The following is a 20999-nucleotide window of genomic DNA, read 5'->3' on the forward strand; positions in this document are numbered from 1 at the left end:
CCTGATTAATAGAAAGAATAAATTTTTTTGAAGGAGGACTTATTTATGAAAATGAATGAAGTAATTACAGTGGTAACAGGAGGAAGCTCTGGTTTAGGAGAAGCAACCGTAACACGAATTGTTGAAAACGGTGGAAAAGCGGTCATTATTGATTTATCAGAGGAAAGAGGAGCCGATATTATTGAAAAATTAGGTTCTGATAATGTCCTATTTACAAAAGCAGATGTTTCAAATGAAGAAGAAGTTTCACAAGCGTTATCACAGGCAGTTGAAAAGTTTGGTCAAATCAATACAGTGGTGAATTGTGCTGGTATCGGACCAGCTAAAAAATTATTGGGTCGTGATGGTGTTCATGATCTTGCTGGTTATAACAAAATTATCCAGGTTAATTTGGTTGGTACGTTCAATGTTACTCGATTAGCAGCTGAGAAAATGGTGAACAATGAACCGAATAGTGAAGGTGAGCGCGGGGTAATTATTAATACGGCTTCTGTTGCTGCTTTTGAAGGACAAATCGGTCAGGTTGCTTATAGTGCTTCAAAAGGTGGAGTCGTAGCCATGACACTGCCAATCGCAAGGGAGTTAGCTCGATATGGAATCAGGGTAATGACGGTCGCACCAGGTCTTATCCAAACACCATTATTTGATACGCTTCCAGAAAAAGCAAGAGATGCACTAGGAGCTATGGTCCCGTTCCCATCCCGTCTTGGATACCCAGCTGAATATGCGCAGCTTGCCCAAAGCATCATCGAAAACCCAATGCTAAATGGAGAGGTAATCCGGTTGGATGGTGCCATTCGGATGCAGCCTAAGTGAGATACTAGTAGGATGATAGATTTGATTAAATGATGAAGAAAAGGGGAATCAGAATGAGTCAACTCGTTCAATTTACAAAACAAGATGGTGTTGCTACGGTAACAATTGATAATCCACCAATGAATGTATTAAGCACTCGTGTAGCTCAAGCGATAAAAGATGTTTTCCTTCAGATAAAAGAGGATCCAGAGGTTATTGCGGTCATTCTAACAGGGAATGGAGATCGGGCATTTATGGCCGGAGCTGATATCAAGGAATTTCCAAGTTGGATTCAATTAGGGAAAGAAGAGGTAAGAAAGATTGCGAAGGCGAATCACGAAGTCCTCAATTTGATTGAAGAAATTCAACAGCCCACCATTGCTATGTTAAACGGCTTTACATTTGGCGGAGGCTGCGAATTAGCATTGGCTTGCGATATTCGGATTGCAGAAGAACATGCAAAGCTTGGTTTACCAGAGGTGAATTTAGGTTTATTCCCTGGAGCCGGAGGTACTCAAAGGCTGCCTAAACTGGTTGGACCGGCAAAAGCAAAGGAAATCATGTTTTTAGGAGAGGCAATCTCAGCAAATGAATCCTTGAGTATTGGACTAGTGAACAAAGTTGTACCTAAGGGAGAAGGCATGACAGCGGCAAAGTCTATGGCCCAAAAAATTGCTGGCCAGTCGTTACAAGCTTTAAGCCGAATCAAGAAGGCAGTGAATGAGGGAGCTGATCAATCTTTAGAATCAGCCCTTGAACTTGAATTAAATCTTTTTGTAGATATATTTAGTACAGACGATGTTCGCGAGGGAGTTCAAGCGTTTATTGAAAAGCGTCCCGCCCAATTTACACATAAATAGAAATGTGATTTTTAGATAAAATCTCTACTATAAAAACAAGGAAAGGTGATATATAATGACTGAAACTATTAATAAAGTAAATATATTTAAGCAAATCATGGGTGAATATCCGACGGGGGTAACGATCGTAACAACGATGGATGCACAAGGAACACCAGCCGGATTAACAGTCAATTCTTTTGCATCTGTCTCGCTTGATCCCCTTATTGTACTATGGAGTATTGATAAAAAAGTTTCCTCTTTAAATGCATTTATAGAGGCAGAGGGGTTCGCAGTACACACATTAGCAACGGATCAAATTGATGCGTGTTGGGCATTTGCCGGAAAAGAAGCGGATCGTTTTTCAAAGGTAAATTGGAAGGTATCTGAGAATGGTCTGCCGGTTATTTCGGATTCATTAGGAACACTAGAGTGTAAAACGATTCAACAAATTGATGCCGGGGACCATATCATCCTGCTTGGTGAAATAATTGAATTAAAGAAAGCAGATAAGAATCCATTACTTTACTACAATAGAAATATAGCTCCGATTCCAGCCAATTGGCCAGAAAAATAGAGATTAGCTTAGTCACCTAAAACATGAATAGGTGCCCAAAATCTCAAACTAGGGGAGTAGTGATGTATGAAAATATTAGGAATTTCTGGAACGATAACCGGATCTAAGACATCAATTGTTATCAAGAAGGTAATAGAAGAAATAAAAAAACTAAATCCTGAAGCAGAAACTGAAATACTAGACCTTAAGCAGTTTAATGTTCAATTTTGTGATGGCCGTCCACCCGTAGAGTATACAGGTGATACGAAGAAAGTGATTGATTTAATATCCTCTGCTGATTCCTATGTGATTGGGACCCCTATTTTCCAAGGGTCCTTCAGCGGGGCATTAAAAAATTTGATTGATTTGGTGCCTCCAGTTGAATTTAAAAATAAGGTCATGGGATTCGTTGCTACAGGAGGGAACCACCAACATTATCTTGTGATTGAAAATCAATTAAAGCCAATCGCAAGCTACCTAAATGCTTATGTGCCCCCAAGTTTCGTATTTGCGCATAATGAACATTTTAGTGCTACTAATGAAATCGAAGATGCGGAATTATTGAAAAAGATTGGAGAGCTTTCTCATCAGATTGTCTACATGCACGATAAATTAGTTAACTCTAAATAAGAAAGTGGATGGTGGAGTATGAATGTGTTGTCGGCGGTTAAACTTCCGGTAAGCCAATTAAAAGATGGCGGATTAATAATCATGTATGATGATATTAAAACACACATGGGGTTCATAGTTGGTTTAGGTGAATACGTAAATGGGGAAAAAGTTAATTTTATGACAAAAATCGGCAGAGGGTTGGTTTATGCTTGTATTACCGAGGAAAGAGCTAAACAACTAGATATCCCAAAAATGGATGATAATATGGATGATACGAAACCGTTCGCTGTTTCAATTGATTTTAAAGACACAACAACTGGAATATCCAGCTTTGAACGATCAGATACAATTAAAGCATTGACTTCTACAGAGGTTCAAGCAAATGATTTCAAAAGACCAGGTCATATTTTTCCCTTAATTAGTAAAGAAAGAGATTTATTGGACCGTGTTGATCTAACGGAAGCGGTTATTCATCTGACAAAGTTGGTATCAGATATTCATATTGGATATATGTCAGAAATTTTAAATCTAAATGGGGATGTAGCAAGTAAGGAAGAGGTTCTTGAGGTTTCAAGGGTATATGATTTACCAATTATACAAATGAGTGAAGTACTTAAAATGACAAAAGACCAAGCAATATGTTCATTTCATGCGATGGTTATAAATGGGAGAAAGCTTGGCAGAAGTATCGGTTTCCCTACTGCAAATCTTAATCCGCAAGAACAAATTGTAGATTTGTTTAAAGGCGTTTATGGAGTGAAGGTTTATATTGACGGTCAAGAATTTATTGGCGTTATGAATGTTGGATCAAGACCAACATTTAATGAAAATGGAGAATCCATTCATTACGAGGTCCATATCCTGGATTTCGATCAAGATTTATATTGGAAAAATATTGAGGTCAAGGTATGTTTTTATCTAAGAGATGAAATCTCCTTTCCTAGTATTTCTAACCTGGTCTCTCAAATAAACAAGGATATTAAATCGGTCAAAAACAGATTTAATTTATTTATATAAGAATAATGGACAGTCTTCAATATCAAGGAGATTATCATGCAGCGCCTACAAATTTAGGCGTTTTCTTTTTAATCATGATTAGTTCCATTTCTAGCTTCACATACGAAGGGCTAACTGGATACATTAAAAAGGGTATGTATTGAATAAAGAGAGAATGGAAGGTTATCCCTCCGTTCCCCCATAATCTTTATCAATCTTCACTTGAAAAGAATAATCTTTGTCTTTATCTGAGCCGTGATTTAGTGTAAATATATATTTGGTCCTTTCACCAAGCACCACTCTTTTTTCCACTAATACAAGTTTTTTTTCAACAAAGTACAGTCTTTCAACGGATAATGCAGGTTTCCCAGGTGTGGATTTTAGATATTGGGCATGAAAATCATCTAATATGACTGGTTCGATTTCTAATATTGAATGGGTGAAATGGATGTGATGATCATTCTCTAAGTACTCGAAAAATACTGTTTTTTCAAAATTGTTTTTTTCGATATTTGGTGCAAATTTTAAAGGAAGGTAACTTGTACCTAAAATGAGTGGGTCATCGTTAGCGCTGGCTACAGCACAAATCTTAAAAAAGCTTTCTGATGAATTAAGGTTAAAAAGATTAAAAATTCGATTAGGTACCTCTTTTTCAATGCCTGCTTCAATGACATTAACACTTGGGTGCAGACCCTGTTCACCAATTTGACGGGCAAAGGCTATTTCTCCGGTTAAATCCTGCAAAACCTTTTTTGCTGTGACAAATGTCCCGATCCCTTGTTTTCTGTCGATAAGACCTTCAATCATTAGGTCATCCAGTGCTTTTCTTGCTGTTGCACGACTAATGCTGTACATTTCCATAAGTTCTCTCTCGGAAGGCACCATTTCACCTTCTTTCCAAGAACCATCTTTTATTTTTTCCTTTAAGATTTCTTTTAACTGATAATAAAGCGGGATTATACTTTTTTCATCTAACATATTATCACTCATCCATCTAAATAGATTATTATTTAAAACTCTTACTATATTATCCAAACCTTTAGTTATATTTTAAATATTATAAATGATTAAAACAATAGAATTTATTTTAATTATATCATCCATTTTGGTTAGGGAAGATACCCCAAAATAGGGAATGTCTTTATTACAAAATTCTCTTTAAAATAAGTAGTCATAAAGGGGGTTCCTTATATGGATTTTATGAGCAGAGTGAGACCTGAATTAAAAGAAATTATTTCGGTTTTTCCACCCATTAAACTTCCCGAAGGTTTGATGGCAGCCAGGCAGGCACAAGCAGCTCCAATCGAAAGGTCAGAACAGGTGAAAATCACAGAAAGGACCGTTCCAGGAGGAGATGCGCAGCCCATGATGGTTCGTATATATGAACCGGTAAAACGAGATCAAACGAGGCTGGGAGCTTTGTTGTTTATCCATGGCGGTGGGTACGTAATCGGCAGCCCGGACAACAATGATACGACATGCCAAACGATTGTAGAGACTGCAAATTGTGTCGTGGTTTCTGTTGATTATCGCTTGGCTCCCGAGCATCCATATCCTGCACCACTGGAAGATTGTTATGCGGCATTAGTATGGATGAAAAACAACGTAGAAGAGTTAAATATCGATGATGAACGGATTGCAGTTGCAGGACAAAGTGCGGGTGGCGGGTTAACAGCTGCTCTGTCTTTGTTGGCTCGTGATCGAGGAGGTCCGGCAATTGCGTTTCAGATGCCGCTTTATCCGATGATTGATGATCGAAATATAACACCATCTAGTTACGAAATTACAGACGAACGGGCTGTATGGAACCGTGGCAATAACTTAGCAGCATGGAGAATGTATCTCGGGGACCATATAAATGAAGAAATTTCTCCGTATGCCGCACCGGCACGAGCAAAAAACCTTTCTGGTCTCCCGCCAACATACACATGTGTGGGCCAATTGGACCCATTCCGCGATGAAACACTCCAATATGTCGCACAATTGGCACGAGCGGGTGTACCAGTTGAATTTAATTTATATCCGGGGGCTTACCATGGGTTTGAAATGTTGAATCCTCAGACAGAAATAGGTCAACAAGCGGTAAACAGATATGTTCAAGCGCTAAACAAGGCTTTAAATTCAGAGCCAATAGAAATCAAAATATAAAAGAATGGCCGGTTCCATTGGAGAACCGGCCTTTTAACCTCTAAAGATAGGTTTCCCATTTTCGAGACACCAAAGCGTTGGTATATGAGCGTGTGACATGTTCTCAGTATAGCAAAGATTGTTTTAAATTCTCCCTGGACAGCATGAAAATGAAGCAGAGGACCATCCCCTGCTTCACATTGTTGTACTAGAAGTCTTTTTCTCATCTTTTATTACTGCTACAGCTGCTGGTTTACTATTTTGAGAACCCAGGAACACCCCAGAACCAATGAAGAGAAAACCAATGATTTGTAACACCAAAATAGGTTCATCTAATATCAATAATGAAGCAATAGCTGTAACTAACGGAATTCCGTTCATAAAAATGGCGGATTGACTGGGACCGAGAACACTAATCCCTCTATTCCACAGCATATTCCCTACTCCTAGAGGAAAAGCACCTAAATAGAGTAACAATAACCAGGGAATTATACTAGTAGGCATCTGACTCCAACCTTCTATTGTTAGCTCCCAGAATGACAAAGGGAAGTAACAGATTGTAGAAATTCCAAAGAGGTAAAAACTAATGATTTCAGGTGAAACGTTTATGTCAATTGCTTTTTTTATAAAAATAAAGCTTATACTAAAAGTTAATAAGGCAATAACAATATAAAAATCACCAATGCTAAAGGATAAATGAATTAAATTTGTGAGTGACCCTTTTAATACAACCAGTGTAACACCAAAAAAACCGAGACTAATACCAAGGATTTGCTTCCAGCTTAAAGGAATACTAAAAACTAAAAACGACATTAGCGCAGTAACCAAAGGGGTTAACCCCATAATAAGTGCGGCATTTGTGGGTAGTGAATATTTTAGTCCAATTAGAAATATGGCGTTATTAATAACAACACCTAAAAGAGAAGCACCTAAAATATACCCCCAAGCCCTCTTATTTCTTGGCAAAATAAAAGGGGACTTTCGAATAAACCAAATCAAAGCAATCGTTGCAAAAAGATTCCGAAAGAATAATAGACTCCAAAAAGGGAATTGCTCAACCAGTATTTTTGTTAGGACGAAATTACTGCCCCACATAATGATTACAATGGATAATATCCATTTTATTTTTGTATGAGTCAAGTTTTCACCTATTTTCAATTATTTTGAAGGAGAGCATGAAATGATCCGGAAGATGGTTATCACATGTTATAATGCCGTATATCCACCATCCACTGCAATACTTGCGCCAGTAACAAAAGAAGCGGCATCGCTTGCTAAAAATTGAATCACATTGGCTACTTCATCCGCCTGACCTAATCGTCCCATTGGGTGCCGATCTTTAAACACCCTCTTGGCTTCTTCAGGGACAAGAGGAGTTTCTATTACCCCAGGGCACACCGCATTTACCCGTATATTTTCTTTCGCATGCGAGGTCCCAGCGGCTCGCGTTAAGTTTACGACTCCACCTTTTGACGCACTATAAGCAACACTACTGGGGGTGGCCACAAGCCCGAACATAGAAGCAAGATTTATTACGGAACCCCCATGACCTTGTTTTTGCATTTGCGTGATGGCGTATTTATTGCATAAAAAAACACCAGTATAATTCACATCATTTACTTTTTTCCATACATCAAGGCTTTGGTCTACGATGTTTCCTGGCCCGCCAATTCCCGCGCTCGCGACCAAGATATCAAGCTTCCCAAACATTTCAACTGTATACTGAACCATCTGCTTCACATCCTGTTCGTTTGTTACATCTGTTTGAACAAAGGGAGCACCAAGAAGTTGGGCTGCTTTGTTGCCCAACTCAAAATTGAGATCTGCAATCATCACTTTTGCTCCATTTTTTATAAAACTTTTAGCCGTTGCTAATCCAATCCCGCTAGCTCCGCCGGTTATAAGCGCTGCCTTTCCTTGTAGATTCATCGTTTTTGCCTCCTTTTAAACTATTAGGTTGCATAATAGGATCGCTCTCAACGAATACAAATGGGTCTGTACTCATCTCGAATGACCTTTTTTAAAACGCTTCCAATGTATTCATTATTTAACAAAAATGCGTTCGCCTAAAAATCTAGTAATAATATCGTAATCTATTTTGGAAGATTCGAATATTCCCTCTTTTAAGGGGGATAGATACCCCTATAAGTAATGTCTACAGGGAAGAATTACCTTTAAGAAGGATAATAATGTTAACTAAAAGAGGGGGTGACGATAGATATCATTGCGGTTTTAGAAATGAGTGAGAAGAGGATAAATTGGAAAAACCGGGGCAAGGGAATGCCGCGGTTTTTAGTTTAGTATATAAATAAAGTTACGAGAGGATGCCTCGACGAAACAATTCTGAAACCGCATGTGTTCGATTCTGAACTCCTAGTTTCCGTAAAGCTGTCTTTACATATTGTTTCACAGTTAATTCACTTATTCCCATAGAATCAGCCATATCAGCTGTTGTTTCTCCATATGAAATTCTCCTCATAATCTCTAATTCTCGATTGCTTAACTGACCTGGATTATCTTCCTTCATTGAAGAATAAATAACTCTACCAACCAATTTTCCATAATATGTTAACGCGGAAAGCAGTTCTTCATCAAAAACGGGAGACTCTCTGAAATCGGTTGTCCCAATATAACCTAATGCCACTGTGTTAAAGGTGATTGGAACAATGAGACCTGATTCATGGGAATAAATATACCTCGTTCCCATTTGTTTTATGTAATCTAAACCTGTATAGTATTTTGCTCTTCTCTCTTGTAGGGCTGAAAGAATCCCAGGTGCAACCCGAAGGTCGTCTCGCTTCGTGCTAATATTGATAGAATCGATTTCTGTAAGACAAATCAGCCCTTCAGCAATGAAACCTAATGGTGAATAACGATAGAGATGGGCATTTTTGACTGGGAATATCTCGATATATGTTTTTACAATAGATTGCAATTGTTCCTCGTGATTTGAAATTTCTTCTATTTCTCGTACTTTCTTTTCAATTTTAATGAATTTATCCTTCAATTTAGCCTGAATGGGATAGTGAGAGTTCACAAAGAATCATTCCTTTCAAAACTATTATATAGATGAATATTTAAAATAGTCAATAAATTTAGAACTATAAAATAGTTATACTTTAAAGGATAGCAAGGAATTCTTAAAGTTTGAGGAAACCAAAAGGAGGATAGCCTTTAAAGAAGATTACCCTATTAGGGGAGTAATTTCACTCTAAATTCGGTAATTTCCAACTTATAGCAGTCATTATATACTATAACTTATAGAACTGAACAACATAAGAAACATGATAATAGTTTAAATGATTAAAAGTTGAGATGGCAACGCTTTCAGTTGCGGTAATGAAAAATGGCCACGCTTTCTAAGGAAAATCTAGAAATCTATTTTTAAAAAGGAGGAAAAATAATGAATAACAAAAAACAAAGGGATAAAAAAACGGATTTTGATGCAGTGATAATCGGTGCTGGTTTTGCCGGGCTCTATATGCTTCATAGTTTAAGAGAGCAGGGGTTAACTGCCCGAGTATATGATACAGCCGATAATGTTGGCGGTGTATGGTATTGGAACCGTTACCCAGGAGCTCATTGTGACTCAGAGGCTGCATACTACGGGTTTACCTTTTCCGAAGAACTATACAAAGGCTGGACATGGTCGAAACGATATGCTCCTCAGCCGGAAATTTTAGATTACTTGAATTATGTCGCTGACACATTAGACTTACGAAAAGACATTAAATTTAACACTCGTGTCAATACTGCTGAATTTGACGAAGAAAAGAATATTTGGCGAATCGAAACCAGCAATGGCTCGGTTGTAACTGCTAAATACTTTATTTCCGGTGTTGGCTGCCTTTCTTCATCAAATGTTCCTAATATTAAAGGTTTAAATGATTTTAAAGGAGAATGGTACCATACGGGAAGATGGCCGCATTCAAAAGTAGATTTTACTGGGAAGCGAGTAGGTGTCATTGGAACTGGGTCTAGTGGAATGCAGTTAATTCCGGAGGTTGCCAAAACTGCAGACCATTTAACGGTCTTTCAGCGGACGCCTCAGTACACAACTCCAGCTGGAAATCGTCCGTTAGATAAAGAATATATCGATGAGTTAAAAGCGAATGTCCAACAATTAAGAAAAGATATGCTAAGCTCGCCAACAGGTCAGCCATTTAAACGCGCTCCGCTTTCGGTTTTGGATGATACACCTGAAGCACAGGATAAGAAATTTGAAGAGGCATGGGAAAAGGGACTGCCATTTTTCCCACTATATAATGACATTTTGACAAATGAAAAATCGAATGAAATTGTGGCTGAGTTTGTCCGAAAAAAAATCGGCGAGGTTGTCAAAGACCAAGAGACAGCGAGAAAATTAATGCCAAATTATTACTTTGGGACAAAACGCCCAGTAAGAGATAGCTATTATTATGAAACGTTCAATCGTGAGAATGTTTCATTAGTTGATGTAAAATATGAAGAACCAATTCAAGAGATTACCGAAAATGGCGTGCGTACGAAAAAAGGTGAATATGAGCTTGATATGATTATTTTCGCAACTGGCTACGATGCGATGACAGGCTCCTTAATAAAGTTTGATCTCATCGGTAAGGATGGAATCACTCTGAAGGAGAAATGGGAAAATGGGGCAAGCGTTTCTACCTACTTAGGCATTGCACACGCCGGATTCCCAAATTTCTTTACGATTACGGGTCCCGAAAGTCCTTCGGTTATCACGAACGTACCAACAGCAATTGAACAGCATGTGGAATGGATTTCTAATTGTATTCAATACATGGAGGACAACGAGATTGATGCGATTGAAGCCGATTCTGAGGCAGAAAAAGGATGGAGTGCACATTGCCGCGAAATGGCCGAATCTACGCTATATGTGAAAACAGAATCCTGGTATACAGGTGCGAATATTGAAGGAAAACCTAGAGGGTTCTTAATCTATGTTGGCGGACTTAATAATTATAAAAAGATTTGCGACGAAGTGGCAGAAAACAGTTACAAAGGATTTTCGATCAAAACTTCAACTAAAACAATAGTTTAAGAGTTTCGTAGAACTATAGTAACCCTTTTAAGCCTGTTTTGCTTGAAAAAAGCAAAAACAGGTCTAATGAACGCTTCATTAAGTGGATTCAGCTGTAAAACCACAAATCACAAGGTGATCAGTTAAAGGAGGATTTATACTATGTCAACCAATACATTAATTCCATTAAATAGAAACGCAGCCGAATTTATTTCAAAACCTAAAAAAATGCTCATAAACGGAAAGTGGGTGGAAGCCCTTTCTGGTGAAACGTCACAAACGTATAATCCGGCTACAGGGGAGGTCATCACATCGGTAGCAAAAGGTGGAAAGGAAGATATTGACCGCGCTGTAAATGCTGCTCGAAAAGCATTTGAAGAGGGACCGTGGCCAAAGCTAAAACCGAACGAAAGAGCGAAACTTCTTTTAAAACTTGCTGACCTCTTGGATGAAAATGCCGAAGAAATCGCTCACCTTGAAACGCTGGAAAATGGTCGATCCGTAAAATTCTCGTCAGCGATGGCACCGAATGCTGCAGGACACTTCCGGTATTATGCAGGCTGGGCAACAAGGTTGACAGGGGAAACCATCCCTACTTCACGTCCAGGAGATGTGTTTAACTATACCAGACGTGAACCGATCGGGGTATGTGGTGCCATTAACCCTTGGAACGGCCCATTCATGGCAGCGGTGATGAAACTAGCAGCACCACTTTCCACAGGAAATACCGTCGTGCTTAAACCAGCTTCAGAAACGCCATTAGGAACGTTACGCTTAGGTGAATTAATTCAAGAAGCTGGTTTTCCTGACGGAGTTGTTAATATCGTAACAGGTCCTGGATCAACTTTAGGAAATGCCTTAACTTTGCATCCAGAGGTAGATAAAATTGCCTTTACTGGTTCAACGGATGTTGGGAAACAGATTATGAAAAACTGTGCGGAAACGATAAAGAAAGTAACATTAGAACTTGGTGGAAAATCGGCACACATTATTTTTGCCGACGCTGATTACGAAGTGGCATTGAAAAATGCAGCCAATGCGATTTTCATGAACTCTGGGCAAGTATGTTTTGCCGGATCAAGGCTTTTCGTAGAAGGAAAAATCTATGATAAATTTGTTGCCGACCTAGCAGATTACGCTAAGACTTACAAGCTCGGCAATGGTTTTGATCCAGATACAATTTTGGGACCTGTCATCTCTGCAAAACAGAAACAGTCCGTACTTAATTATATTGACATTGGTCAAAGTGAAGGGGCAGAGGTTATCACTGGCGGAGATGCTGCGGAAGATGGTCTTATACAAGGGTATTATGTAAAACCCACCGTGCTCGGCAATGTTCGAAATGATATGAAAATTGCTCAAGATGAGATTTTTGGCCCAGTGGTTGCAGCCATTCCTTTCCATTCGGTTGAGGAGGTAATTGAAATGGCCAATAAATCAATCTATGGACTAGGCGGCGGCATCTGTACAACGGACGTTCGCAAAGCCCATAAAGTGGCGCACGCAATGAGGACCGGGAATGTTTGGGTGAATACCTATAGTCTAGTCGATCCGGCGTCCCCATTTGGAGGCTATAAACAAAGCGGAATCGGCAGGGAAAACGGTTCTGCCGCAATTGATGCCTACACAGAAATTAAGAATGTTTGGATCAATCTAGATTAACATTCTCAGTTCATTAATCTTGTCATTAAAGGGGGATTATCCCCTTTTTATGATGAGGGTTTACAGAGTAAGAATCTATGATTGGGAGCTTCCAGTAAAATCATACCTTATTTTAGAGGGAGAAGAAGCGGTTTTTTTGATTAGAAAAAGAAGCTTAAATCGATCAATTTCGATTTATACTAGGAGGAAATATAATGAAGGCTTTATTAATGGAAGAAGTAGGAAGGCCAATGACTGTGCAGAATGTTGCTGATCCAATGCTCACTCCTGATGGTGTCATCATCAAGGTAGAGGCAAGTGGTGTTTGTAGAAGTGACTGGCACTTTTGGAAAGGGGATATGGAAATGAGAGCTCCCCTGCCACATGTACTAGGTCATGAGTTTACCGGCATCGTGGAGGAAGTTGGCAGTCATGTAACACAGTTTAAGAGAGGCGATCGAGTAGTTGTCCCTCCAATTCAAGCTGATAACACTTGTCCATATTGCTTAAATGGCCATCAAAACTTATGCGATAACAAATATACGTTAGGTGTCCGTCAGTGGGGGGGCTTTGCTGAATATGCTTTAATTCCAAAAGCGGAAGGAAATCTGGTTAAGCTTCCAGAGTCGATTGATTTTGTCTCTGCTGCTTCATTAGGCTGCCGGTTTGTTACGTCCTATTATGGAATGATTGATCAGGTTAAAGTTCAAGCAGGCGAGTGGGTAGTTGTCCATGGTTGTGGCGGAATAGGTCTATCTGCGATTCAAATTGCAAATGCAATCGGAGCAAAGGTCATCGCGGTGGATATTGGTGATGATAAATTAGAGCTGGCAAGAAGTCTCGGAGCGGTGTATACCATTAATGGGATGAAGGAAAATGCCATTGAGGCGGTAAAAGAAATCACAAAAGGCGGAGCCAATGTTTCGGTTGATGCATTGGGCATCACGGCAACCTGCCAAAATGCCATTTTGAGTTTAGGCAAAAGAGGCCGTCACCTTCAAATCGGGGTTACAACGAAGGAAGAAAAGGGCTTTATTCCTGTTCCAATTGATGAAATTGTAACAAAAGAGCTGCAAATTATCGGTAGTGTTACCATGCCGATTTCAAGGTACACTCCGATGCTTCACCTCATCGATACGTTAAACATCCAACCAAGTAAGCTAGTGACAGAAAGAATTTCACTTGATCAAGCAGGGGATGTTTTTGAAGCAATGAGCAGTTTTTCAAACATAGGGATTTCGGTTGTAGATCGTTTTTAAAAAAGAGGAGGGTAATAGGGTGCAACAAAAAATAACAAAAGACTGGCGTGACACCATCAAAGAATTTGATCCTGAGATGGACGAAAAATTATTTAACTACATTGGTCACATTTTGGCTCGGGAATCTGAAATACCAAGGAAATATAAAGAATTAATACTAGTCGCCACCTCTTCGGCCATGAGAAATGTAAATAGTCTGGAGTCACATGCTCAAGGTGCTTTAAATCATGGAGCGACAAAGAAAGAAATTTATGAAGCGATTTCTTTAGCTTCCTTGTCAGCGGGAGTGCCTGCTTTTATAGAGGGGTTAAAGGTGTTAGAAAAGTTATAATGTTTGATATAAATAACCTTATATAATAGAAGGGAACTCTAAGAAGTTCAGTTTCTGTGGAGAACCATAACAAATAGCACATCGGGAATTATGATGTACGAATGTAGAAGTTAGGATGCTCATGTTCCTTAAATTTTGGGAGGAGAATCAAAATGTATAGTGGATTAAAAACATTTGGGAAAATTATTGAACATCGTGCTAAAGAAAAGCCGGATGCCCGGTTTATTCGTTTCGAGGGGGAAGAACTTACATTTGGCCAGTCCAATGAAAATGGCAACAAGATGGCAAATGTGATGACAGGATTAGGGCTAAGCAAGGGAGATACTTGTGCAGTAATGCTGCCTAACAGCCCTGAATTTTTAGCCGCTTGGGTTGGTTTGGCGAAGCTTGGTATTATTGAGGTACCGATCAATACAGCGTACCGCGGAGACCTTTTTTCTTATATCTTGAACAAAGCGGAATGTCAGGCGATTGTCATATCATCTCAGTGGCTAGATCGATTAAGAGAAATTAGCGGGAGTTTAACCCATTTGCTTCATGTTATTGTGGTTGGCCATGGTTATGAACCATTACCTAGCCCGTTAATTACTCACTCCTATGAGTATGTTATGGCGAATGCTTGTGACCGAGAGGTGGATGTAGAGATCAAGCCAAGTGATACATCCCTAATTATGTTTACATCTGGGACGACAGGACCTTCCAAAGGGGTCATTCTCACACATAGTGCCAATTTTAAGCTGGCTGAACATCAAGGCGTTTATAGAGAGATTTCACCTAACGATCGAATCTTCACCTTTTTCCCGCTATTCCATATCAATGCCCGCTATACACAAATCCTTGCCGCACTTGTTGCCGGGGCTGACATCGTGTTACATAACCGCTTTTCAGCTTCTAAATTCTGGGACATCTGCAAGAAGGAGAATGTAACCCAATTTGGCTATATGGGTTCCGTATTAACGATTCTCTTAAAACAGCCTCAGCGTCCTGATGATGCGGATAATCCGGTTCAACAAGCATGTGGGGCGCCGGCACCTCCGGAAATTTACGAGGAATTCAAAAGACGCTTTGGTGTCAAAATTCATGAAGGCTACGGTGCTACGGAGTTGGGTACCGCAGCGATTAATCACGCAGATTCGTTCCGTCCAGGTTCTTGTGGGAAAGCAAACCCACATTATGAAATTGAAATACATGACGACAATGATCACCCATGTCCACTAGGGGTAGAGGGAGAAATTGTTGTACGACCAAAAGAGCCAGGTGTCATATTTTCAGGATATTATGGAAGCCCCGAGGAAACGGTCAAAGCGTGGAAAAACTTATGGTTCCACACCGGCGACAGAGGACGGATGGACGAAGATGGCTATATTTACTTTGTCGACCGGAAAAAGGATGCCATCCGCAGACGTGGGGAGAATATCTCATCGTTCGAAGTGGAACGCGTCATTAACGATCATCCAAAGGTTCTTGAAGCTGCGGCAATAGGTGTTCCGTCTGAACTCACAGAAGAAGAAGTGATGGTGGTGGTATTACTGAAGGAAGGAGAAGAGTTGAATCCTGAAGAGCTGCTTGACTTCTGCCAGCCCCGAATGGCTCATTTTGCGCTTCCACGCTACATTCGGTTCGTTTCACAGCTTCCGAGGACTCCGAATGAAAAAGTCGAAAAGTATAAGCTACGGGTGGAAGGAATTACCACTGATACGTGGGATCGTGAACTAGTTGGATATAAAGTGCTCCGTTAAAACGATATCAATTCTCTAGGGCAACATAAAATTGAAACCCATGCTTGTTTACAGCGTGGGTTTCTAAATTATTTTTATTACTTCCATAGGTTCTTATCATTTAAGGAATGAATTGCGAATCATACAGGGGTACGACTAACCAAGTTATAGTTCGTGAAAATCATATGTTATAAAAAATATTCTGAATACATTGTTAATTATAATCTGCTATGTTAGTATACAGACATTAGGTGGACCTGATAACATGACTGTATTTATGACTCATACTAATTATCTGTATATTGCATTGGACAAGTCTCTAAAACTATTACTTTTTAAGATGTGTTAAAAGTGTATAGAGGAGGGGTTTCATTGTGAAGGCAATCGTTTTGAAAGAAGCAGGTGGACCGGAGAAACTAATATATGGAGAAGTGAATACACCGGCTCCAGAAGCAGATGAAGTGCTAGTAAAATTAAAATATGCTGCAGTAAACCGGAGAGATCTATTTAATACCTATGGTGTGCCTGGAGTAAAACTACCTGCAATTCCAGGTTCAGATGGTACTGGAACGATTGTTGAATTAGGAGAAAATGTAAAAGACATGGAAGTAGGCAGTAATGTAATCATTAACCCGGGTGTGGGGTGGGGAGTAGATGACAAGAAGCCTGATCCTAATTTTTATCTCTTTGGATTACCTAAACAATTTCAAAATGAAATAAGTAAAAAGATGTATGTAAACGGAACATTTGCTCAATACATGATTGTCCCTGCGGAAAATCTTCACCCAAAGCCTAATTATTTGACTTGGGAGGAGGCTGCTGGACTGTCATTAGCTGGGGTAACAGCATACCGTGCACTGATATCGAAGGGGCAGGTGCAAAAAGGGGAGACAGTGCTAATACCTGGTATTGGGAGTGGAGTAGCCCTTTTTGTCCTGCAAATGTGTGTTGCTTTAGGGGTAAACGTGTATGTTACATCTGGAAATGAAGAAAAGATTGAACGTGCAAAACAACTTGGAGCTGCTGGTGGAGTGAACTATCGATTGCCGGGTTGGTCAAGAAAGCTTCGGGAAATGATGGGTTCTGCTGATCTAATTGTTGATGGTGTGGCTGGGGAGAGTTTTAATATCCTGCTTGATCTTGTTGCAGAAGGTGGTCGTGTTGTAACGTATGGGGAAACGAACGGTTCAGTTTCTCAGTTCATGTTATCGAAAATTTTCATGAAAAATTTAGATGTCAAAGGAACAAAGATGGGCAGCCCACGGGAATTTGTTAAAATGCTAGAATTTTTTGAGACCCATCACATTCGCCCAATCATTGATCGTTGTTATCAACTTGATCAGGCAGCTGAAGCTTTAACCTATATGCAAGAGGGGGGGAACTTTGGGAAAATTGTTCTCAGTATCCCAGGTTAAAACAATCGAATTTTATAGTTTTAAATAGATATAGTAATTTAATATATTTATAATGATTTAGAACTGGGGTATCTATGTGACTGCCCCTTCTCTTTATTTCTGCTATAGATTTAAGAATTGAGATTTCTTGAATATCCTCTTTGCGCATTGTTTACAGCTCGTCCTGACCTTCTTTCACATTTTTCCATGTCTTTCTGTAATATAAATCCCAATCATAAAGGGTTCCGACCGTACCAAAGTTGTAAAATATGCTTTTGTTTTCGGATGTAGAAAGTATTCAGAATATATTCAGTATGCTTATGTCCTGACAAAGAAGGAGATTAAATGTATTGTAACTAAAAACCTGCAAGTAAGAGTTCGTGTGTCTGTTATAAAGAGAAAAAAACATAATAATGAAGCAAATGAAAATGAGTATGTTATTTTAACCCTATCAAATTAAAAATGTCACATTAAAAAATCGAATCTTCATGTATGGGAAAGCAGTACGAAAAAGGCGGAGGGAACAGCGGCCAAAATTGTACTTCTAAGCTCTCACGATTGAGTTTTAGAAAAAGTCCATAACATTCTGTAATTTTTTGTACTCCACTTTTACTATAGGCATCGATTTATAATGACTAATATTAGAAACGACCTTATGTTGTAAAGTAAAGATCAAAATTGTTCTGCTAACTGATGTCTTTCTAAAATCAAAAGGAGGAAGTTTCGGAATTTACTGCTTCCCGCTTTATCCTAATACATAAAAAGTCCTTTTTAAGTATAGTCACTCTAACAGAAACAATACCGCATTGTAATATGCTTATAACCCCCATTTTCTCTTTGTTTTCAGTGATTTCGCAAAAGACGCTAACGTTTAAAGAGAAAATATTATGAATTATTTGACAACTATTACAAAGTGAGATAATCTATAAGTGCAAACTAGGTGGTACGTATAATCTAATAACAGATTAATATTGTATGCTGATATTAATCTGTGTTGCTTTTTAAAGATTAAAAAGTATTTACTTCAGAAATCTATCAAAGATGAAAAGAAAGGAGAGCCTGCTCACAATTTGATTTATTTATAATAACTCTAACATTTGTTTAATTTGAACAGATACGAATAATTTCTATTAAATTTTGAAAATTAATAAACACAAAACAATACGATGTAATGTAAGACAAAAGCGATAAAAAACTTAAATATAGGAGGATGACTAGTGTGCTTAAAAAGAAACTCTTAATGATGTTTTGTTTATTCTTCTTATTAGTTGTATTGATTGCTGGATGTGGGTCTAATTCAGAGAACACAAGCAGGCAGGAAAACAATAATGATGACAATAGTGAAACAATAACACTAAAATTAGCAACATCTACCCCAACTACACATCCATTTGGTCAGTATTTAATCGATCCATTTATGAAAAGGGTTACTGAGTTAACAAATGGACAAGTACAATTTAAATACTACCCGGGTGAGCAATTAGGAAAAGGTCAAGACTTATTAGATTTAATGAGTGATGGTGTAACAGATATTGCATATATTTCGAGCCCTTATTATCCCGATAAGATGCCAATAGCAAGTACTCTGTTAGGTATGCCAGGCCTGTTGGATTCTTCTTATCAAGCGTCTATGGCTTTTCATAGTCTTAGTAAACAAGATCCGGTTCTTCAAACTGACTTTTTAAGAAATGGTGTAAGACCGGTAGCAACATTTGTAACTCCGGCATATGGTTTCTTCACAAAGGACAAATTAGAAATTAAAGTACCAGAAGATTTAAGTGGTTTAAAGGTAAGAGCAGTTGGAGGAGCTGTTACTGAAGCCTTAGAGTTTGCTGGAGCTACCCCGGTAAATATTGCAGCTACAGAAATGTATGAAGCGTTTGAGAAGGGAATTGTTGATGTACAATTTGCTTACCATTTATCAATGAAAGGCTATGGTTTAGATGAACTAATTGACTACGCAACAAAGGGCGTTCCGTTTGGAGCCGGAGGAGTAGGGCTGGCAATCAATGAAAACGTATGGAAAAAGCTCCCTGAAAATGTTAAAGAAGCTATAACACAAGCTGGTGATGAAGTTACAGCATCAAATGCCAAAATACAAGATGAACAAAATAAAGAAGTTATTGAGCAATGGAAATCTAATGGAGTTAAAATCCATCAAGTAACTGAGAATGAAAAGAAACAGTGGCAAGAATTATTTGATAAGTTTAATAAGCAATGGTTGGAAAAACAAAATAATGAGGACATAATGAAAGTATTTGAAAAGTACCTGGACGAAGGGGGAAAATATAAATAATAAAGTTTATATGTATTGTATATTCAATCAAAATAATAAAGAAAGAATAAAATATTTTTTATCACTCTCGGAAAATATTAAACATTATTCTACCAAATATTTGTAACTGTTAAACTATAATCGACATTCATAGAGTGCTTTTCTAAATTTTAAAGTAAATTACAAAAATATGAAATCCTATTAGAATCAAACGAAATAGTATGGGGGAAATACAATGTTTATAAAAAGGTTTTCTATTTTAATTGGTTTTTTAGTTTCGATTATAATAATTGCTGCCGGATGCACTTCGAGTTCAAATGCAGATCCTGTGGATAAACAAGAAAAGGAAAATTCAACTAAAGAAAAAATCACTTTGAAATTAGCAACACCGGTTCCTACAACTAATTCTTTTAGTAAGAACCTTGTAGAACCATTTATGGAAAGAGTGACGGAGTTATCAGATGGTCAGGTTCAGTTTAAATATTTTCCTGGGGAGCAGTTAGGGAAAGGACATGATTTGCTAGACTTAACCAAAGATGGTGTAGCTGATATCGCTTATTATGCAACACCTTATTACCCTAGTAAAATGCCAATTGGAAGTTCGTTGACTGGAATGCCGGGTTTATTTGTAACTGCCTATCAGGGGACCATGGCATATCATGCTGTTATTCAACAAAGTCCTATATTGGAAAAAGATTTCTTGAATAATGGCGTTAGGCCTATTACGACCTTTTTAACCCCAACTCTAGAATTCTATACAAAGGGGAAGGAAATTAAAGTTCCGGAAGATTTAAAAGGATTAAAAGTTAGAACACCAGGTGGAGTAGCCAGTGAGATATTAGAGTTTGTCGGAGCCACCCCTATAAATGTTGCTGCTCCTGAATTATATGAGTCCTTTGAACGTGGCGTGGTTAATACCATGTATACCTATAATACCGCAATCGATAACTTCGGTTTAAGTGAAATAGTAAAGTATGGTACCCATGGTGCAAGTTTCGGTTCAAATGGTGTTGGACTTGTTATCAATGAAAATGTGTGGAAAGGTCTTCCTGAAGATGTTAAAGAAATTATTAGCCAGGTTGGCCAGGAAGTGACGGAAGAAAATGCAAAAAAAGCGGACCATGAAAATAAGACAGTAATTGATAAATGGAATACTAAAGGAATTACAAATTATGTATTCTCTAAGGCAGAAAAAGAAAAATGGCAAAGAGTTGCAGATGAATTTAATAAATATTGGCTAAAAGAACAAAATAGCCCGGATTTTAATAAAGCGTTTGAAATGTTTAAAGAAGAAGTAGAAAAACATAAATAAATATTGATAAATTGAATATCTTTTCATTATCCAGTCACCTTAGTCAGGAGCTAATTTTTACAAATTCTTAGAAAAGTATAAGGAAGAATGGAGCTGCCAAATAGATATAGAGGAGCAACAA

General features: G+C 38.4%; 18 protein-coding genes. 14 read left to right on the plus strand and 4 right to left on the minus strand.

Annotated elements, in window-relative coordinates:
• Positions 1-45: 45 nt before the first annotated feature.
• The 5 genes from V7108_RS08755 (at position 46) to V7108_RS08775 (ending at position 3819) form a co-directional block, all read left to right on the plus strand.
• Complete coding sequence (locus tag V7108_RS08755) at positions 46-816, plus strand: 3-hydroxyacyl-CoA dehydrogenase (RefSeq protein ID WP_335567933.1); 771 nt, start codon at positions 46-48, stop codon at positions 814-816.
• A 47-nt stretch (positions 817-863) separates the two neighbouring features.
• A complete protein-coding gene (locus V7108_RS08760) occupies positions 864-1655 on the plus strand; it encodes an enoyl-CoA hydratase/isomerase family protein (RefSeq protein ID WP_420489057.1) in 792 nt (263 codons plus the stop codon).
• A 55-nt stretch (positions 1656-1710) separates the two neighbouring features.
• Entirely contained in the window at positions 1711-2211 is a 501-nt protein-coding gene (locus V7108_RS08765) for a flavin reductase family protein (RefSeq protein WP_335567934.1), read from the plus strand.
• Positions 2212-2277: 66 nt separating this feature from the next.
• On the plus strand, positions 2278-2820 hold the full coding sequence (locus V7108_RS08770; RefSeq protein WP_335567935.1) for an NADPH-dependent FMN reductase: 543 nt from the start codon (positions 2278-2280) through the stop codon (positions 2818-2820).
• Positions 2821-2838: 18 nt separating this feature from the next.
• Positions 2839-3819, plus strand: coding sequence for a 3,4-dihydroxy-2-butanone-4-phosphate synthase (locus V7108_RS08775; protein WP_335567936.1), 981 nt, complete (start codon positions 2839-2841; stop codon positions 3817-3819).
• 162 nt (positions 3820-3981) lie between these two features.
• Here the strand turns inward: V7108_RS08775 and V7108_RS08780 are convergent, their stop codons facing one another.
• Positions 3982-4776 (minus strand): GntR family transcriptional regulator, encoded by a 795-nt coding sequence (locus V7108_RS08780; RefSeq protein WP_335567937.1) that lies wholly within the window; start codon positions 4774-4776, stop codon positions 3982-3984.
• Between the two features lie 213 nt (positions 4777-4989).
• Between V7108_RS08780 and V7108_RS08785 the strand changes: the two genes are divergently transcribed.
• On the plus strand, positions 4990-5946 hold the full coding sequence (locus V7108_RS08785; protein WP_335567938.1) for an alpha/beta hydrolase: 957 nt from the start codon (positions 4990-4992) through the stop codon (positions 5944-5946).
• A gap of 174 nt (positions 5947-6120) precedes the next feature.
• On the opposite strand, the gene V7108_RS08790 is transcribed toward V7108_RS08785, so the two are convergent.
• The 3 genes from V7108_RS08790 to V7108_RS08800 form a co-directional block, all read right to left on the minus strand.
• The gene (locus V7108_RS08790; RefSeq protein ID WP_335513134.1) at positions 6121-7083 is read right to left on the minus strand and encodes a DMT family transporter; all 963 of its coding nucleotides are present in this window, start codon (positions 7081-7083) and stop codon (positions 6121-6123) included.
• Positions 7084-7131: 48 nt separating this feature from the next.
• Complete coding sequence (locus V7108_RS08795; protein WP_335567939.1) at positions 7132-7854, minus strand: SDR family NAD(P)-dependent oxidoreductase; 723 nt, start codon at positions 7852-7854, stop codon at positions 7132-7134.
• Between the two features lie 385 nt (positions 7855-8239).
• Complete coding sequence (locus tag V7108_RS08800; RefSeq protein ID WP_335567940.1) at positions 8240-8962, minus strand: response regulator transcription factor; 723 nt, start codon at positions 8960-8962, stop codon at positions 8240-8242.
• Positions 8963-9328: 366 nt separating this feature from the next.
• Here V7108_RS08800 and V7108_RS08805 point away from each other — a divergent pair, with 366 nt between their 5' ends.
• From V7108_RS08805 to V7108_RS08840, 8 genes are all read left to right on the plus strand, one after another.
• Positions 9329-10969 (plus strand): flavin-containing monooxygenase, encoded by a 1641-nt coding sequence (locus V7108_RS08805; protein ID WP_335567941.1) that lies wholly within the window; start codon positions 9329-9331, stop codon positions 10967-10969.
• Between the two features lie 141 nt (positions 10970-11110).
• On the plus strand, positions 11111-12610 hold the full coding sequence (locus V7108_RS08810; protein WP_335567942.1) for an aldehyde dehydrogenase family protein: 1500 nt from the start codon (positions 11111-11113) through the stop codon (positions 12608-12610).
• A 194-nt stretch (positions 12611-12804) separates the two neighbouring features.
• Positions 12805-13848, plus strand: a complete 1044-nt coding sequence (locus tag V7108_RS08815; protein WP_335567943.1) for a zinc-dependent alcohol dehydrogenase family protein — start codon at positions 12805-12807, stop codon at positions 13846-13848.
• 19 nt (positions 13849-13867) lie between these two features.
• Positions 13868-14179: a carboxymuconolactone decarboxylase family protein gene (locus tag V7108_RS08820; RefSeq protein ID WP_335567944.1), complete on the plus strand. Its 312-nt coding sequence runs from the start codon at positions 13868-13870 to the stop codon at positions 14177-14179.
• Between the two features lie 152 nt (positions 14180-14331).
• Positions 14332-15918 (plus strand): AMP-binding protein, encoded by a 1587-nt coding sequence (locus V7108_RS08825; RefSeq protein WP_335567945.1) that lies wholly within the window; start codon positions 14332-14334, stop codon positions 15916-15918.
• A gap of 353 nt (positions 15919-16271) precedes the next feature.
• Entirely contained in the window at positions 16272-17312 is a 1041-nt protein-coding gene (locus tag V7108_RS08830; RefSeq protein WP_335567946.1) for a quinone oxidoreductase family protein, read from the plus strand.
• Positions 17313-18510: 1198 nt separating this feature from the next.
• Positions 18511-19587 (plus strand): TRAP transporter substrate-binding protein, encoded by a 1077-nt coding sequence (gene dctP, locus V7108_RS08835; protein ID WP_335567947.1) that lies wholly within the window; start codon positions 18511-18513, stop codon positions 19585-19587.
• A 214-nt stretch (positions 19588-19801) separates the two neighbouring features.
• On the plus strand, positions 19802-20878 hold the full coding sequence (locus tag V7108_RS08840; protein WP_335567948.1) for a TRAP transporter substrate-binding protein: 1077 nt from the start codon (positions 19802-19804) through the stop codon (positions 20876-20878).
• Positions 20879-20999: the final 121 nt, after the last annotated feature.

The organism is Neobacillus vireti (assembly GCF_036962345.1).
In the GTDB taxonomy this organism is placed as follows: Bacteria; Bacillota; Bacilli; order Bacillales; family Cytobacillaceae; genus Neobacillus; species Neobacillus vireti_A.

Bases quoted from the DNA above. Each gene is read 5' to 3' on its own strand.
- V7108_RS08755 (WP_335567933.1), top strand. From the start codon at position 46: ATGAAAATGAATGAAGTAATTACAGTGGTAACAGGAGGAAGCTCTGGT.
- V7108_RS08765 (WP_335567934.1), top strand. From the start codon at position 1,711: ATGACTGAAACTATTAATAAAGTAAATATATTTAAGCAAATCATGGGT.
- V7108_RS08770 (WP_335567935.1), top strand. From the start codon at position 2,278: ATGAAAATATTAGGAATTTCTGGAACGATAACCGGATCTAAGACATCA.
- V7108_RS08775 (WP_335567936.1), top strand. From the start codon at position 2,839: ATGAATGTGTTGTCGGCGGTTAAACTTCCGGTAAGCCAATTAAAAGAT.
- V7108_RS08780 (WP_335567937.1), bottom strand. From the start codon at position 4,776: ATGTTAGATGAAAAAAGTATAATCCCGCTTTATTATCAGTTAAAAGAA.
- V7108_RS08785 (WP_335567938.1), top strand. From the start codon at position 4,990: ATGGATTTTATGAGCAGAGTGAGACCTGAATTAAAAGAAATTATTTCG.
- V7108_RS08795 (WP_335567939.1), bottom strand. From the start codon at position 7,854: ATGAATCTACAAGGAAAGGCAGCGCTTATAACCGGCGGAGCTAGCGGG.
- V7108_RS08805 (WP_335567941.1), top strand. From the start codon at position 9,329: ATGAATAACAAAAAACAAAGGGATAAAAAAACGGATTTTGATGCAGTG.
- V7108_RS08810 (WP_335567942.1), top strand. From the start codon at position 11,111: ATGTCAACCAATACATTAATTCCATTAAATAGAAACGCAGCCGAATTT.
- V7108_RS08815 (WP_335567943.1), top strand. From the start codon at position 12,805: ATGAAGGCTTTATTAATGGAAGAAGTAGGAAGGCCAATGACTGTGCAG.
- V7108_RS08825 (WP_335567945.1), top strand. From the start codon at position 14,332: ATGTATAGTGGATTAAAAACATTTGGGAAAATTATTGAACATCGTGCT.
- V7108_RS08840 (WP_335567948.1), top strand. From the start codon at position 19,802: ATGTTTATAAAAAGGTTTTCTATTTTAATTGGTTTTTTAGTTTCGATT.